The sequence below is a fragment of the Mesorhizobium ciceri biovar biserrulae WSM1271 genome, assembly GCF_000185905.1.
Classification (GTDB): Bacteria; Pseudomonadota; Alphaproteobacteria; order Rhizobiales; family Rhizobiaceae; genus Mesorhizobium; species Mesorhizobium ciceri.
Window position 1 is genome coordinate 2,402,493 of the sequence record NC_014923.1, and the last position, 16,720, is coordinate 2,419,212.

12 protein-coding genes are annotated in these 16,720 nt (G+C 63.8%); 6 read left to right on the forward strand and 6 right to left on the reverse strand.

Annotated elements, in window-relative coordinates:
* Positions 1-202: 202 nt before the first annotated feature.
* Together MESCI_RS11575 and MESCI_RS11580 are read right to left on the reverse strand one after the other, a co-directional pair.
* Positions 203-559: an SPW repeat protein gene (locus tag MESCI_RS11575; protein ID WP_027162069.1), complete on the reverse strand. Its 357-nt coding sequence runs from the start codon at positions 557-559 to the stop codon at positions 203-205.
* Positions 560-1,201: 642 nt separating this feature from the next.
* Complete coding sequence (locus tag MESCI_RS11580; protein ID WP_013530138.1) at positions 1,202-2,179, reverse strand: hypothetical protein; 978 nt, start codon at positions 2,177-2,179, stop codon at positions 1,202-1,204.
* A 584-nt stretch (positions 2,180-2,763) separates the two neighbouring features.
* Between MESCI_RS11580 and MESCI_RS11585 the strand changes: the two genes are divergently transcribed.
* Complete coding sequence (locus MESCI_RS11585) at positions 2,764-3,477, forward strand: DNA helicase (protein ID WP_013530139.1); 714 nt, start codon at positions 2,764-2,766, stop codon at positions 3,475-3,477.
* 20 nt (positions 3,478-3,497) lie between these two features.
* On the opposite strand, the gene MESCI_RS11590 is transcribed toward MESCI_RS11585, so the two are convergent.
* Positions 3,498-4,445 (reverse strand): hydrogen peroxide-inducible genes activator, encoded by a 948-nt coding sequence (locus MESCI_RS11590; RefSeq protein ID WP_013530140.1) that lies wholly within the window; start codon positions 4,443-4,445, stop codon positions 3,498-3,500.
* Positions 4,446-4,710: 265 nt separating this feature from the next.
* On the opposite strand from MESCI_RS11590, the gene katG reads away from it, so the two are divergent.
* On the forward strand, positions 4,711-6,906 hold the full coding sequence (gene katG / locus MESCI_RS11595) for a catalase/peroxidase HPI (protein WP_013530141.1): 2,196 nt from the start codon (positions 4,711-4,713) through the stop codon (positions 6,904-6,906).
* 182 nt (positions 6,907-7,088) lie between these two features.
* Positions 7,089-7,646 (forward strand): GNAT family N-acetyltransferase, encoded by a 558-nt coding sequence (locus MESCI_RS11600; protein ID WP_013530142.1) that lies wholly within the window; start codon positions 7,089-7,091, stop codon positions 7,644-7,646.
* Between the two features lie 8 nt (positions 7,647-7,654).
* Here MESCI_RS11600 and MESCI_RS11605 read toward each other — a convergent pair whose 3' ends face one another.
* Positions 7,655-8,071 carry a MerR family transcriptional regulator gene (locus MESCI_RS11605; RefSeq protein ID WP_013530143.1) on the reverse strand — a complete coding sequence of 139 codons (417 nt, stop codon included), beginning with the start codon at positions 8,069-8,071 and terminating at the stop codon, positions 7,655-7,657.
* A 103-nt stretch (positions 8,072-8,174) separates the two neighbouring features.
* Between MESCI_RS11605 and MESCI_RS11610 the strand changes: the two genes are divergently transcribed.
* Positions 8,175-10,388, forward strand: coding sequence for a heavy metal translocating P-type ATPase (locus MESCI_RS11610; RefSeq protein WP_013530144.1), 2,214 nt, complete (start codon positions 8,175-8,177; stop codon positions 10,386-10,388).
* Positions 10,389-10,448: 60 nt separating this feature from the next.
* On the opposite strand, the gene MESCI_RS11615 is transcribed toward MESCI_RS11610, so the two are convergent.
* Both MESCI_RS11615 and MESCI_RS11620 read right to left on the reverse strand, forming a co-directional pair.
* On the reverse strand, positions 10,449-11,633 hold the full coding sequence (locus MESCI_RS11615; protein WP_013530145.1) for an MFS transporter: 1,185 nt from the start codon (positions 11,631-11,633) through the stop codon (positions 10,449-10,451).
* A gap of 220 nt (positions 11,634-11,853) precedes the next feature.
* Positions 11,854-13,518, reverse strand: a complete 1,665-nt coding sequence (locus MESCI_RS11620) for a Na/Pi cotransporter family protein (RefSeq protein WP_013530146.1) — start codon at positions 13,516-13,518, stop codon at positions 11,854-11,856.
* A gap of 387 nt (positions 13,519-13,905) precedes the next feature.
* Between MESCI_RS11620 and MESCI_RS11625 the strand changes: the two genes are divergently transcribed.
* Both MESCI_RS11625 and dnaG read left to right on the forward strand, forming a co-directional pair.
* The gene (locus MESCI_RS11625; RefSeq protein WP_013530147.1) at positions 13,906-14,277 is read left to right on the forward strand and encodes an RcnB family protein; all 372 of its coding nucleotides are present in this window, start codon (positions 13,906-13,908) and stop codon (positions 14,275-14,277) included.
* 140 nt (positions 14,278-14,417) lie between these two features.
* A complete protein-coding gene (dnaG, locus tag MESCI_RS11630) occupies positions 14,418-16,355 on the forward strand; it encodes a DNA primase (RefSeq protein ID WP_013530148.1) in 1,938 nt (645 codons plus the stop codon).
* Positions 16,356-16,720 lie beyond the last annotated feature (365 nt).

Here is a 16,720-nt window from a genome sequence, read left to right on the forward strand (position 1 = left end):
CTCCTGTTGTCTGGCTTTCGGCGACGCTTTCTGCAGGGCTGTCGTCAGCGGCTGTGCAGCCGAGGTGGCGGCGGCAGGCACGCTGGCCTCCCAGGGGGCCACTGTCAGATGATTTTCCACCGTCATCGGCGACCCAGCGGGATGCCAATTTGTCGGCGGCCAATCCGTCACGATCAGGCCGCCGCAAGGACGCCCAGTCCTGCTAGGCCGTAGACTGCGTCGGCGGGTTCTGGTTCATCATCCACAGCTCGATCGCAGCCAGCACCGCGACCAGAACGCCGATTACAACATGCACGCCCATGGCTGTGGTTGCCTGGAATCCAAGCACCCAGGGAGACACGACTACCCAAAGACCCACAACGAGGTTCAGCCATTCCTCCCAGACAGCAAAGGCGAAGAGGGCGGCAACCGAAAGCACGACAATCACGATGCCGCTGCCCATGGCATTCTGGGACTGTGTCCCCGCCGCGAAGGCGAATATCCATGGAGAGAAGAAGAGAATTGCTCCGAGGACCAGATTTGCTACGTCACAGAGCTTGGCATTTGACCATTGGTTCATGATTTTCTCCATCAAGCGTGCTCTCCACGCTTCCGAAGCTCAATCGGCGGCCTTGAAACCGTCGGTCACATGGCGGCAAGGCTACAACCAGACTTGCTGGCTTTCTAACTGGAGAGCAGGCCGTTGGTTCCAACCAATCGGCCAGGCACGGCACCGGGAACTCTCCTCGCCGGGAGCATTCAGCCACTCCCGATCCGTTCGCGACATACAACGCGGCGGGAAGGTGCGAGGCGCAGGCGATTACCCATGTGATCGCCTCTCGATCATAGTCGTCACCCGGAGCGCCAGTCCTCGAAGTAGACGTTCAATGTAAGCGTGATGTGTTCGCGTTCTGGCAGCCTTCTGTGCCGCTTCCTTCCTGCCGCAGGTACCCTTGGTCCGCACTGCCTTGCGCGCGGCGGCGGAACGACCGGATGCGCCTTTCGTTTCGGCGGCCTTCTCGGCGGCGGCCCGCGCCATGGGCGCGCGTTGTCTCTGGGGACCAACGCGCCGAGGTCGCAAATGATCCGATCCCAGCCTTTGGCTTGCCGGCATCGACGACGCGCGGGGAGTCAGACGCTGGCAAACCTCGGAGATCGGGATCGATACCGGTTCACGACGGGTTGCTGATCAATGCGCATGGTTCGCATGCCGAAGCGGACGTCACGGCTGCGTGCAAATCGGCACTGGCTGCGGCGGCGGTGCCGGATGATCCTTCCTGTATTGGGCGATGATCGGCTCGAGGGTCTTTCGCGGCCAGAATTTCGGTGTGCCGATTTCCTTCAGGCAGGACGCGTTCCAATAGGCGCCCGGCTGTGAATGGTTGGCTGCGACCGCGGCGATGTCGCGCGATTCCGGGTAGATGTAGAGCGTCGTCGGATTGTCCTTGACCATCGGGATAATCTGCTGCGCATCCGCCGGCGACCAACTGGTGCAGCCATTGCTGCGACCGCCGGCATAATCCACCAGCTTGCCGAACGGCACGAAGCCGTCATGGTCGGCATGCGAGCTGTTCGGATTTTTGCGCAGGCACAGGCCGTGCAGCACCTGGGCCGCGTGGCCGCCGATCACCCGCTGCCTGGCGTTCGCGGCTTCGCCTTCGCCGTCGAACTGGATGAAGGTGCGCTGGAAAGCCACGTCCCGTTTCGCACCAGTGCGGTAATAACCCTTGAACGAGGTTTTCGCCTCGCGGGTCATATAGGCGCCGCCGGCCGTCAACGATGAATCCATCGCATTGCCGAAGTTCCTAGCGCACCGCTTGCCATTCGAAAAATCGACGACGCCCTTCAGATTCCGCCCGCTGCCATGACCCGACGAAATCGCGCGGAAGGACTCGCTGCCCTCGCAGATGACGTAGTAGCGGCGGCCGAGCACGCCATTGCCCAGATCGCTGGGGCGTGTCGCATCCATGGCGAAGTAGCAGGGGTTCTTGACGGCCCCTTGGGCGACCTTCTTCCGATAAAGCGCGCGGGCTCGTTCGAGGACAATCTGTGAGATCTGGCCGTCGCTGTTGCCGACATGAGCCTGCAGCCAGGCCGGAACGTCAGATGATGCGGCAAAGGATCGAGCCGACACCGTCACGGCGATGACGGCGACGAAAAAGCTGGCGACGACGCCCAGACAAACAGATCTCAACCGCACCGGATCAATTCTCCTGTCGAAGCGAATGGCGATTTCTTGCGGTATTACCGCGAGAATCGATCATAGATGGCCTCGCATTATCAGGCGAAACACATCTTGTTTAGCGTACCCGCATGAAGATCCGCAAAGCAGGTCGACGCATGCAACGGCCCTACGCCGACATGCTGGCTCCAGGCTTGCGGCGGACGTCTTCGCATCCTTGAAGCAGGGCAACGAACTCGGGTTGGCGGGTTCCTTCGAGCTCGTCGGCGCGTTGGCTGACGGGAGCATCAAACGAAAACCCGCCTGTGCGGCGGGCCATTGGCGCAAATCAGCACCATGGACAAATATATACCATAGCTGAGTGCAGGGAGTCAAGAAAAAATTCCTATCGCGAAAAGCCGCGAGTTCGGAACCTGATCTCTAGAGGTCCGCGATTTTCGATACGCAGGGATTGAGCTATCATCTGATTCTGGCGTGGCCCACGCCTCCTCCCTCCGCCGGGAAAGCATCATCCATGCAGGGCTCTCTCATCACCGAACCAACTGTTCGAGCGCTTGGCATAAGGAGGGGTTGCGAAAACGGCTCGCACCAGGAGGTTTGTCATGAAGCTGTCCGCGCCCATCTATCATCTGAAGCGTCAAGCCAGGCTTTTGTCCCGCGAGGCCAAAATTCCGCTCCACGAAGCGCTTGACCGCGTTGCAGTACGGGAAGGCTTCGCCAGTTGGAGCCTGCTTGCGGCCAAGGCAGCCGGGGCGGCGCCTGCCGGCACACTGTTTGCGCAACTTGCGCCCGGCGATCTGGTCCTGGTGGGTGCACGACCCGGCCACGGCAAGACGCTGATGAGTCTCGAACTGGCAATCGAAGCCATGAAGTCCGGCAGTCGGGGCGTGTTCTTCACGCTGGAGTATACGCAGCGGGATGTGCTCGACCGGTTTCGAGCCATCGGGGCAGACCCGGTGCAGTTCAACGACCGGTTCGTGTTCGACAATTCCGACGCCATCAGCGCCGACTATATCGTCAAGGCATTGGGCTCGGCGCCGCGCGGCACGCTGGTGGTGATCGACTATCTGCAACTGCTCGACCAGAAGCGGCAAAATCCGGAGCTGATGGCGCAGGTTCGCACGCTGAAAGCGTTTGCCGGCGACAGGGGATTGATCCTCGTCTTCATCTCGCAGATCGACCGGTCCTACGACCCGGCGCAGAAGCCGGTTCCCGATATCGGCGATGTGCGGTTGCCGAACCCTCTGGATCTGTCGCTGTTCAACAAGACCTGCTTCCTGAACAAGGGCGAGATCCGGTTCCACGCGGCAGGCTGACGATCGGGTCAGCCAAGCCTTCATTGGGCGGCTGCTACCAGGTTCAGCTCAACCGATGCCGGATTGTGCTGCGCGCGCAACGTTTCGGCCGCCTGGCGAACCACTTCGGATATAAGCATCAGCTGTTTGGCGATCGGGCTTGTCTTGCGCCAGATCATGCCGATCGTCCGCGACGGTTGGGGGTTGGCAAAGTGGGCGACAGACACCGCCGCCGAGCGCGTCTCCACCGGCACGGCCATTTCGGGAATCAAGGTGACGCCGACGCCGGCGCCGACCATCTGCACCAGGGTCGACAGCGAGCTGCCGTCCAGCAACTCCCTTGGCCGCGCCGAATGCATGTTGCAGAACGACAGCGCCTGGTCGCGAAAACAATGGCCTTCCTCCAGCAGAAGCAGCCGCATCTCGCGCAGCATTTCGCGGTTGGGGACCGGCTTTCCCTCGTCCTCGCCGGGCCGGACCAGCACGAAGTTCTCGGCAAACAGCACGATTTCCGTCAGCGAGGGTTCCGACACCGGCAAGGCGACGATGGCCGCGTCGAGCCGGCCGTCGGCCAGTTCCTGGATCAGCTTCTGCGTTTGCGTTTCGCGCACGTGGATATCGAGCCCGTCATGCATGCGGGCGAGGTTGCCGATGATGGCAGGCAGGAGGTAGGGTGCGATCGTCGGGATCACGCCGATGCGCAACCGTCCCACCAGCCGGTCGCGCGAGGCGCGGGCCAGATCCGTCAGCTCATCCACCGAGCGCAGGATGTCGCGGACGCGCAAGGCGAATTCCTCGCCGAAATTGGTCAGCCGGACCTGGCGTGGGCCTCTTTGGAAAAGCTCCGTGCCCAGCGTTTCCTCCAACTCCCGGATCTGCACCGAGATGGCGGGCTGCGAGATCGAGCAGGCATCGGCGGCGCGGCCGAAATGATTGTGCCGGGCCAGCGCCTCGAAATAACGCAGCTGCTTCAGCGTCAGGTTTGTCATAATGTCATCTTATCGCTGCAATCAGGAAATCCAACTTAAATTAATCAAGCGGCTTTGCTATAGGAGTCGTAACGAAGATGAGGAGCAGCCGGGACCGCCTGGTGAGGCGCATGCCCGCAGCAACAGGACATCCAACATATTCGGTCGCGTATCGGGCTCAGGTCATCGCGCCAGCCATGAAACGGACCGCCTACAGGGACATTTTTGTGTCCCTGTTCACGCAGCAGTTGAACAGCTCAACTCAGCCACGATCGGAGAGAAGAACATGGACGCACAGACCGATGATCCCAGTGCCGGCAAATGCCCCGTTGCGCACGGATCCTCCAGCAGGACGAACCGTGACTGGTGGCCGAACCAACTGGACCTTGGCGTTCTGCATCAGCAGTCGAACCTTTCGGACCCGATGGGCGAAGAGTTCGACTATGCCGAGGAATTCAAGTCGCTCGATCTCGATGCGGTGATCAAGGACCTGCACCAGGTGATGACGGATTCGCAGGATTGGTGGCCGGCCGACTTCGGCCATTACGGGCCGCTGTTCATCCGCATGGCCTGGCACAGTGCCGGCACCTACCGCATCGGCGACGGCCGTGGCGGCGCCGGGGCCGGCCAGCAGCGTTTTGCTCCGCTCAACAGCTGGCCGGACAATGCCAATCTCGACAAGGCGCGCCGGCTGCTGTGGCCGGTCAAGCAGAAATATGGCCGTAAGATCTCCTGGGCCGACCTGCTGATCCTCACCGGCAACGTCGCGCTGGAATCGATGGGCTTCAAGACCTTCGGTTTCGCTGGCGGCCGCGCCGACGTCTGGGAACCCGAGCAGGACGTCGATTGGGGTTCGGAAACCAAGTGGCTCGACGACAAGCGCTACTCCGGCGACCGCGAACTCCAGGGCCATCTCGGCGCCGTCCAGATGGGACTGATCTATGTCAATCCGGAAGGGCCGAACGGCAAGCCGGATCCGCTGGCCTCGGCACGCGATATTCGCGAGACGTTCGGCCGCATGGCCATGAACGACGAGGAGACCGTGGCGCTGATCGCCGGCGGCCACACCTTCGGCAAAACCCACGGCGCCGGCGATGCATCGCTTGTGGGTGCGGAGCCGGAAGGCGCCGGCATCGAAGCGCAGGGCCTCGGCTGGTCGAGCAAGCATGCCACGGGCATCGCCGGCGATGCCATCACCTCGGGCCTCGAGGTGACCTGGACCACGACGCCGACCAAGTGGAGCAACAACTTCTTCGACAATCTGTTCAACTTCGAATGGGAGCTGACCACGAGCCCGGCGGGCGCGCATCAGTGGACGCCGAAAGGCGGCGCCGGCGCCGGAACCGTGCCGGATGCCCACGATCCGTCCAAGCGCCGCGCGCCTGCCATGCTGACGACCGATCTCGCGCTGCGGGTCGATCCGGCCTACGAGAAGATCTCGCGGCGCTTCCACGAGCATCCGGACCAGTTCGCCGACGCTTTTGCCCGCGCCTGGTTCAAGCTGACCCATCGCGACATGGGTCCGGTCGTTCGCTATCTCGGCCCGCTCGTGCCGAAGGAAGAGCTGATCTGGCAGGATCCGATCCCCGCGGTCGACCACGAACTGGTCGGCGAGCAGGACATTGCGTCGCTGAAGGCGAAGATCCTGGCATCGGGCCTGTCGGTTTCCGAATTGGTCTCGACGGCGTGGGCCTCGGCCTCGACGTTCCGCAATTCCGACAAGCGCGGTGGTGCCAATGGTGCACGCATCCGGCTGGCGCCGCAGAAGGATTGGGAGGTCAACCAGCCGGCGGAACTGTCGAAGGTGCTGGCCAAGCTGGAAGCCATCCAGAAGGAGTTCAACGCGGCACAGACCGGCGGGAAAAAGATCTCGCTGGCCGACCTCTTCGTTCTCGGCGGTGTCGCCGCTGTCGAGAAGGCGGCGAAGGATGGCGGCCACGAGGCCAAGGTGCCGTTCACGCCGGGTCGCATGGATGCTTCGCAGGAACAGACGGATGTCCATTCCTTTGCCGCGCTCGAGCCGAAAGTCGATGGCTTCCGCAACTATGTCAGGGGCAAGCAGCCGATGTCGGTCGAAGCCATGCTGGTCGACCGGGCGCAATTGCTGTCGCTGACCGCACCCGAAATGACGGTGCTGGTCGGCGGTCTTCGTGTGCTCGGCGCCAACACGGCCAACTCGAAGCACGGCGTGTTCACCGACCGGCCGGGTACGTTGACCAACGACTTCTTCGTCAACCTGCTCAGCATGAACACGGTCTGGGATCCGGCCGCCGGCTCCGACGAAGTCTACGAGGCGCGTGACCGCAAGACCAAGGCGGTCAAGTGGACCGGCACCCGTGCCGACCTGATCTTCGGCTCGCACGCCCAATTGCGCGCGCTTGCCGAGGTCTACGGGTCGGCGGACGCCAAGGCGAAATTCACCAGGGATTTCGTTGCGGCATGGACCAAGGTGATGAACGCCGACCGCTTCGACATCGCCTGAGATCGCTAAAGGTGCTCCGGCGCGGCCGCGCCGGATCGCCGGTCCTCCCAAGGACACAACGCCAGGGCCGCGTTTCCAGTGATGGGAGCGCGGCCTCTGTCGTATGGGGCCGCGCTTTGGTGGACCGTGCCTCCTTGGTCAAGCATGCTATTTTGTGGGTATCGCGTCTGCACCGGTGCACCATGATCGAAATCGTCAAACCCGCGTTCGAACATCTGCCGTCCTACAAGGCGGCACTCGAACGCGGCTGGTCGCCGGACAATGTGCGATTGCTGGAAGCGACGCGCGAGCAGCTTGCGGCAATCGAAAGGGATCCCGTGGCTTTTCTCGCCGACCTCGATGATCCCCAGGCCAGGGGCGGTCCGATCACCTTGCCCGACGGCAAAAAGGTGCCGCGCCTGCCAGGCTTCCGCCGCTGGATCTGGGACGGCGAGGCGTCGGGCTCGATCGGCTTTCGCTGGCAGAAGGGCACGTCGGACCTGCCGCCGCATGTGCTCGGCCATATCGGCTATGCGGTGGTGCCGTGGAAGCGGCGGCGCGGCTACGCTACACAGGCACTGCGCCTGATGCTGGAGGAGGCGAGGGCGGTCGGCCTGGCTCACGTCGAGATCACCGCCAAACCGGGCAATCCGGCCTCGCACAAGGTGATCCTGGCCAATGGCGGCAAGCTCGTCGAACGCTTTTTCGAGGACGCCGCCTATGGCGGAGCGGAAAGTTTGCGGTTCCGGATCGAGCTGTAGGATGTATCTCAACCATGCTCATCGGCGCACAGCGCATGATCCGATAGCGCGCGGATGACGTAGCAGTCGCCGACCGTCTGGCCATTGCAGCACGTGGCGATGCGTTCGAGCTCGGCCTCGAGCCGCTTCAACTGGGCAATCTTTTCCCGCACCGAGATCAGTTGCTCCTCGGCGATCTTGTCGGCGTGGCCGCAGGGTTGCTCGGGGTGGCCGCTCAAATCGATCAGAGAGCGGATGTCCTCGACGGCGAAACCGAGATCGCGGGCGTGGCGGATGAAGGCCAACCGCTCCAGCTCCTGCCTGGAATAGCGGCGCTGGTTGCCTTCCGAGCGCTCGGGTGCGGCAACAAGGCCCATCTGCTCGTAGTAGCGGATGGTCGGCACCTTGACCCCGGTGCGGCGCGAGAGATCACCGATCGAAAACATGAATTGCCTCTTGAAGCTCTAGTGACTAGAGCAATTACAGTGCCTGACATCAGCGTTCAAGACCCATGCGGCGACGCCGCGGGCAAGACAGACAGGTGATGTGATGACGGCGCCCCTCGACCAGGTAAAAATCAGGCAGACGCGGTTCAAGATCGGCGGCATGGATTGCGCCTCTTGCGCAACCAAGATCGATACGGCGGTGCGTCGCCTAGACGGCGTCGCCGATGTCTCGGTTTCGGTGACCGGTGCCAGCATGACGGTCAGCCATGGCGGCGCGTTGCCGGAAGGCAGGGTGCTGCAGCAGGTTGCTCGGCTCGGCTACGGCATCGTCAGGGCCGAGGCACATGTATCGCCGATGTCAGACAAGGCGCACGCCGATCACGTCCACAATGACCATGAAGGCCACGATCATGCGAGCCACGATCCCAATCCCGATCATGGCCATTCCGAGACGGGGCAGGCGTGGTGGCGTTCCCGCCGGGCGGTGCTGACGCTCGCCTGCGCGGCAGCGCTTCTCGCCGCATACGGCATCGGCCATCTGTTCCCGGTGGCGGAACGCGGGGTGTTCCTGGCCGCGCTGTTGGTCGGCCTGGTGCCGATCGCACGGCGCGCGCTGATGGCGGCATTGGCCGGCACGCCGTTTTCGATCGAGATGCTGATGACCATCGCGGCGATAGGCGCCGTGATGATCGGTGCCACTGAAGAGGCCGCCGCCGTGGTGGTGCTCTTCCTGATCGGCGAGCTTCTGGAGGGTGTCGCCGCCGGCCGGGCGCGGGCGAGCATCCAGGGACTTGCCGATCTGGTGCCGAAGACGGCCTTGGTCGAGCGCGCAGGCGGCACATCGGAGTGTCCCGCCGAAGACCTTGCGGTCGGCGACATCATCCTGGTGCGGCCGGGCGACCGCATCCCGGCCGATGGCGAGATCATCGAGGGCGCGAGCGAAATCGACGAGGCGCCGGTGACCGGCGAGAGCACCCCGAAGCGCAAGGGCGCTACGGACGCCGTCTTTGCCGGCACGATCAGCACCGATGGCGTGCTCAAGGTGCGGGTGACGGCGGCCGCTTCCGACAACACCATCGCCCGAATCGCGCGGCTGGTGGAGGAGGCGCAGGAGGCCAAGGCGCCGACAGAGCGCTTCATCGATCGCTTCTCGCGCACCTACACGCCGGCGGTGCTGGCGGTCGGTGCGCTGGTGGCATTGTTGCCGCCGCTGCTTGCCGGCGGCGACTGGAACGAATGGATCTACAAGGGCTTGGCGATCCTGCTGATCGGCTGCCCCTGCGCGTTGGTCATCTCGACCCCGGCGGCAATCGCCGCGGGCCTTGCGACCGGTGCGCGGCGTGGCCTGTTGATGAAAGGCGGTGCGGTGCTGGAAGGCTTTCGCCGGATCACGGCGGTCGCCTTCGACAAGACCGGTACGCTGACCGCAGGCAAGCCTGCCGTCACCGACATCGTGGCGTATGGAAGGGATGAACGCACCGTGCTGGCGCTGGCGGCAGCACTGGAGCAGGGCTCCAGCCATCCGTTGGCGATGGCGATCCTGGACCGGGCCAAGGCCGACAAGGCGCCGGTGCCGCCGGCTCTCGCGGCGAAGGCAATCTCGGGCAAGGGTGTCGAGGGCAGCGTTGGCGGCGTCGCCGTCTTCCTCGGCTCCGGCCAGGCGGCGGGCGAACGCGCCGACATGACGCAAGCGCAGCGCCTCGCCGTCGACAGCCTCAACGGCCAGGGCAAGACGGTGTCAGTGCTGGTCGCCGATGGCGTGGTGGCCGGGCTGATTGCCATGCGCGACGAGCCGCGGCCGGATGCTGCGGCCGGGATCGCGGCGCTGGAGGCCGAGAGCATCCGCGCGGTGATGTTGACCGGCGACAACCGCCGCACGGCGCAAGCCATCGCCGCTTCGCTCGGCATCGAGGCGCGGGCGGAGCTGTTGCCCCAGGACAAGCAGCGCATCGTCGGCGAATTGCAGCGCGAGGGTTTCAAGGTCGCCAAGGTCGGTGACGGCATCAACGACGCGCCGGCGCTCGCGGCCGCCGACATTGGCATTGCCATGGGCGGCGGCACCGACGTGGCGCTGGAGACCGCGGACGCGGCGATCCTGCACGGCCGCGTCATGGACGTCGCGCGTATGGTGAAACTGTCGCGGGCGGTGATGGCCAATATCGGCCAGAACATCACCGTGGCGCTGGGGCTGAAGGCGGTGTTCTTGGTCACCACCATTTTGGGCATCACCGGCCTGTGGCCGGCGATCCTGGCCGATACCGGCGCGACCGTGCTGGTCACCGCCAACGCCATGCGCCTGCTGCGCTGGCGCGGGTGAAGTGCTTTTGGTTGATCACGATCTTTTCGGAAAACCGGCGTCCACTTTCCGGATCGTGATCTACTCGGCTGGGGCTGTCAGCGGCGGCGTGGCGTTGCTGCGCCCTTCCCAGACATAAGAGGCGAGCGCCACTGCCACGGCGACCAGCATGGCGATGGCGCCCAGCAGCGGCAGGCTGCGGTAGCCATAGCCGCTGTTCAGCATCGCGGCGCCCAACGAAGCGGCCAGCGCGATGCCGACATTGAAGCCGGAGGGAATGAGCGACGAGGCAAGGTTCGAGGCGTCCGCGGTCCAGGCCAGGATGCGGGTCTGGATCGGCGTGCCGATGGCGAAGTTGAGACCGCCCCAGATGACGATCGCCACAACCATCGGCAGGGGATAGGGGCTGACGGCATAGATCACGCCAAGCGTCACCGCCTGCAGGGCCAGCATGGTGATCAATGACGGCATCAGCTTCCAGTCGGAGAGCTTGCCGCCGAGGAAGACTCCAAGGGTTGCGCCGACGCCGTTGAGCAGCAGCACCCACGGCACCAGGTTCTCGTCGAGACCGGTGACTTCGAGCAGTGTCGGCGTGATGTAGGTGAACAGGCCGAACTGGCCGATCATCAGCATCAGCATCAGGATCAGCGATGTCCAGACCTGCTGGCGGGCCAGCACGCGGACCTCGCGGGCGAAACCGGCGGGCTTGGCCGATGAGCCGGTGGTGCGCGGCAAAAGGGCTGCCATGGCAAGCGTTGCCGCGACACCCAGCGCGCACATCACCCAGAAAGTCGCACGCCAGCCCCAGATGTTGCCGATCGCGGTGCCGGCCGGCACGCCGATGACGTTGGAGACGGTGAGGCCGGACAGGATGACGGCGACAGCCATGCCGCGCTGGTCCTCGCGCACGAGACCGACGGCGACGACCATGGCGACGCCGAAATAGGCGCCATGCGCGACCGCCACGGCAATGCGCAACAGAAGCATCGAGGTGAAATCGGGCGCCAGCGCGCAAGCCGCCTGGCCAATGGTGAAGGCGATGGCGAGGCCGAGCAGCAAGGTCTTGCGCGACAATGACTTGGTGGCGAGCGCCAGCAGCGGGCCGCCGATGGCGATGCCGCCGGCATAGCCGGAGACGAGATAGCCGGCGGAGGGAACCGAGACGCCCAGGCCTTGCGCCACCTGCGGCAGCACGCCGGCAATGACGAATTCGGTGGTGCCGAAGGCAAAGGCGGCGATGAACAGGGCGATGAGCGGAAGCGACATGGGGAAGCCTTAGCTGGAAGCGCCTCAAACCACGGATGGGCTTTGCGGGCAATCCAGAAATTTTTGTCGCGAGTTTAGGTTTTCTTCAGTGGGGGCGAGGCGGTGAAGCGCCAATCTCCCCCCTTGTGGGGGAGATGGCCGGGGTAAAGGAAGCGCGCGAACCTATCCAAGCGCGCTCCCTTCCTCTCTCTCCGGAGGCCCCGTGGGGGATTGCTATTCTTCAGCTCGCTTTCAACCGCGACCCCGTCAGCAGGCCGCGCTCTTCAAGCACCGGATAGGCCATCGAGGCCAGCAGCGAATTGATCTGTTTCAGGTCGCGGATGGTGTCGAGATGGATCGAGCTGGTTTCGACGCTCTTGGCGGTGCCGTCGCGCAGCCGCACGAAATGGCTGGCGCTGGTTTCCTTTTCGCGGTCGCGCAGCCGGTCCTTTTCCAGCACCAGCTGACGGGCGGTCTCGGGATCGCGCGACACCAGAACGTTGAAGGCAAGCCGCGCATTGGCCAGAACCGAGCCATGGAAGGCGCACAGCTCGGCCCAGCCCTCGTCGGTGAATTCCAGTCCGCGCTCGAACTTCTTCTTCACATGCACCAGCATGTTGCGCACGATGATGTCGCCGACCTGCTCGAGCTTGACGCAGGCGCCGATCAGTTCCTGGCAGCGCAGCGCCTCGTCCTCGGTCAGCGGGTTCCTGGTCAGTTTGGCGAGGTAGAGCTTGATCGCGGCGTGCTTGCGGTCGACGCGGTCGTCGAGTGCGGCCAGCGCCTTGATCTTGTCGGCGTCGGCACTTTCATAGAGTTCGATGATACGCTTGAGCATGATCTCGATCGTCTCGCAGACCCGCACCACCTCGCGGGTGGCATTGGCCAGCGCCTGGCTCGGCACGTCGAGCGCGCTTTCGTTGAGCGCGGACAGCTCGACGACGTCAAGCGAGGCGGCCGGCACCGGCTTGGTGCCAAGTGCGACGATCTTCTCCGAAGCGCGGTAGACGAAGCCTGCCAGCGGCAGGCCGGCGAGCAGGATCAGCACATTGAACAGGATGTGGGCATTGACGATCTGGTCCGCCGCCGTCGAACCGAGAAAGGCGAAGTGCGGCCTGAAGATCATGACCAGGATCAGCATGACCAGCGAGCCAAGCCCGCGCATCAGGAGATTGCCGATCGGCACGACGCGCACCTCGGGGCTCGACGAACGGGTCAGCATCGGCGCGATGATCGAGGAGCCGAGGTTGACGCCAAGGATGAGAACGACGCCAAGTTCGGGCGTGATCAGGCCACGGCCTGCCAGCGTCGCCATCAACAGCACCGCCGCGATGCTCGACTGGAACAGCCAGGTGATCAGTGCCGCCAGCAGATAGGCGGTGATGGAATCGGTCGAGAAGTAGTTGATGATGACCGGCATGAGCTGGCTGTTGCGCAGGGGCTCCGATGCCTGGCCGATCATCTCCAGCGAGAGGATCAGAAGGCCGATGCCGACCAGGATGCGGCCGGACTGGCGCCAGTCGCGCCGCTCGGTGGCCATGAACATGACCGTGCCGGTGATCAGGCACAGCGGCACCAGCAAGGTGAGGTCGAAGGTCAGCAGCTTGACCACCAGCGCCGATCCGATCTCGGCGCCGCGCACCGCCAATTGACCCGCGGCGCCCGAGACGATGCCAGAGCCGGCGAAGGAGCCGACCAGCAGCGTGACGGCGGTGGAGCTCTGCAGGGCGATGGCAAGGCCGGTGCCGGCCAGCACCGCCATGATCGGATTGCGCATGGTGGCGCGGAGGCGATGGCGCAGCACGTCGCCATAGGCGCGTTCAACGCCGGTCTTCACCATGCGGGTGGCAAACAGCATCAGCGCCACGGCGCCGGCCAGATGCAGAAGGACGACGGACCCGCTCATTTCGTCCCCCGCATGCAAACAGGGCGCCCGCCCTGTTTTGCGTGGCGATCAGAAGGAAAAACGAGGGAACGAATCATGTTCATGGCGGTGACTTATAATAGCTCGAATATTTTAGCCGGATAATAAAATCTTGTCGATTTCAAGGGCCGTTGCCGCGCGACAGGCGGTGTCGGAGAATGGACGGACGCGCAAATGGTTGCATTGCGGGGCGGGCGCGAAGCGGCGGATAGGCCGAGTTTGCGGTGCGACTGGCTCCTGCCTTTGCGATCATGTTCAGCTTCCTTGGGTAAATCAAGGAATCCATTACATAATTGTAATGCGTGCGTTCAGTTTCGGTTCATCGATGGGCAGCTACTGCTTCGATATCGACAACCAAGGAGACTTCTCATGAAACGCATCGTCCTTTCCGCACTCGCTTTCTCGATGCTGGCCGCCACGTCGCTCACCGGCCAGGCCGCACCGCTGAATGCGCCGAACGCGCCGCAGTCGAACTACAGCCAGGTCGACTGGCAGAAGCCCGGCCACCACAGCGATGTGAGGAAGCGCGTTTACAAGAAGAAGGTCGTCGTCGTGAAGCGCAACAACTGGCGGCATGGCCAGAAATATTCCGGCTGGAAGCGCCATCAGCCGATCCGCGACTATGGCCGCTACGGCCTGCATCGCCCCGGCCGCGGCCAGGAATGGATCCGCGTCGGCAACGACTATGTGCTGGTCGGCATCCTCTCCGGCGTCATCTTCGGCGCGCTTGCCGCGCATTAATCGGCACCTGCCGGACATTGAAAAGGGAGGCGGCCCGCTACGGCCGCCTTTCTTTTTGCCTGTGGAAACCGGGTATGGCCCGCATTAAGGGTCGTCGGATTTCGCGGGCGTGATTATATAATCGGGAAACGAGTTCCCCGATGCGCTTTCCACCCGCCTTCCTCGACGAGATACGCGACCGCGTGCCGATTTCATCGGTGATCGGCCAGCGCGTCGCGTGGGACCGCAAGAAGACCAATGCGCCACGCGGCGACTATTGGGCGTGCTGCCCGTTCCATGGCGAGAAGAGCCCTTCCTTCCACTGCGAGGACAAGAAGGGCCGCTACCACTGTTTCGGCTGTTCGGTCTCGGGCGATCATTTCAAGTTCCTCACCGAACTGGACGGGATGAGCTTTCCCGAGGCGGTCGAGAAGATCGCCGACATGGCCGGGGTGCCGATGCCGGTCCGCGACGCGCAGGAGGAGCGGCGCGAAAAGGAACGCGCCAGCCTGACCGACGTCATGGAGATGGCGACCGCCTTCTTCCAGGAACGGCTGCAGGGACCGGAAGGCGCCAAGGCGCGTGCCTATCTGCGCGACCGCGGCCTGACGCCGGCGACGCAGCAATCGTTCCGGCTCGGTTTTGCGCCGGACAGCCGCAATGCGCTGAAGGAGCATCTCGCCGCCAGGGGCGTGCCGAAAGCCGATATCGAGGCCTGCGGACTGGTGCGCCACGGCGACGACATCCCGGTTTCCTATGACTGGTTCCGCGACCGCATCATGTTTCCGATCCCGGATTCCAGGGGGAAGATCATCGCCTTTGGCGGCCGCGCGCTGCAGCCCGATGCGCTGGCCAAATACATGAACTCGCCCGACACCGAGCTCTTCCACAAGGGCAACGTGCTTTATAATTTCGCCCGCGCCCGCAAGGCCTTGGCCAAGGGCGGCACGGTCATCGCCGTCGAAGGCTATATGGATGTCATCGCGCTGGCGCAGGCCGGCTTCGAGAATGTCGTGGCGCCGCTCGGCACCGCGCTCACCGAGAACCAGCTCGAGCTGCTGTGGCGCATGGCGCCGGAGCCGATGTTGTGCTTCGACGGCGACAAGGCCGGGTTGAAGGCCGCGTGGCGGGCCGCCGACATGGCGCTGCCGTCTGTGCAGGCCGGGCGCTCGGCGCGCTTCGCGCTGCTGCCGGAAGGCAAGGATCCCGACGATCTGGTCAAGGCCGAAGGACCGGATGCGTTTCGTAGCGTGCTGGCCGAGGCGCGGCCGCTGGTCGACCTTTTATGGATGCGTGAGACGGCGGGCGGCGTCTTCGATACGCCGGAGCGGCGGGCCGAGCTCGAGAAGACGCTGCGCGAACTGACCAGCCGCATCCGCGATGAAAGTCTCCGCTACCATTATCAACAGGAGATGCGCGAGCGTGTGCTGAGCTTCTTCGGCTCGCAGCGCAGTGGGCGTCAGGATGGCGGCCGGCCAGGTCAGCGCGGCCAGGGCAAGGCAGCCGCTCCCGGCGGGCAGTTCGCCAAGAGCGGTGGCGGCCGCATTGCGATCACCGAAAGTCTCGGCCAGTCGGCTTTGGTCAAACGCGGCGGCGAGGGGATGTCGGTGCGCGAGGCGACGATCATCGTCGCATTGGTCAACCATCCGGCACTGATCGACGAGAATTTCGCCCATATCGAGTTTCTCGATCTCGCCAACTCCGATCTGAGGCGGCTGCATGCGGCAATCCTCGATGCAATGGCGCATGACATGGCCAATGACCGGCAGGCGGTGATTGCGACGATCGAACGCGCCGGCTGCGCCGAGATCTGGGAGCGGGCCGTCGGGTTGATCCGGCGGATGCGGCAATGGCCGGCGCTGGAGACCGCCGCCCTTGAAGATGCCCGCGATGCTTTCAGCCAGGCGCTGCACTTGCAGCGCAGCGCGCGCACCTTACATAAGGAACTGAAACAGGCGGAAGCGGCGCTCGCCACCGATCCCACAGACGAAAACTACAGGCACCTGATCGAAATTCAGGCGCAATTCCAGGATGTGCAAGCCACGGAAGCGCTGATCGAAGGGTTTGGCGTCTCCTCGGGCAGGGCAGGGCGAGCTTAGTTGGAAGCGAGTGAATTGAGAAAGCGTCGTTGCGCGTCGAAATGGCGCGTAACGGGCTAAGTCGGGTAATTGATTCGCTTTTTTCATGCGAATCATGCGAGAGGCGCTTGACCTTCTGGCAGATTGGCGGAATCAGGACGATTCGAAACGTTAACCCGAACCCGCGTCGACGGGAAATAAGCGATGTGAGGTACTGGTCACTGGACAGGCAGCCCGCCTGCCACAGATATCAGGGTTAATCTGGACTTAATGGATGTCGCCCAAAAAGGGGAAACCCGGTTTTGGGGCAACGACATACACCAAACGAAACGAGTTGATGCAGTTACTGGCCCGGTGAAGCGCGTTTCATAAGCGAGCGCATCCGA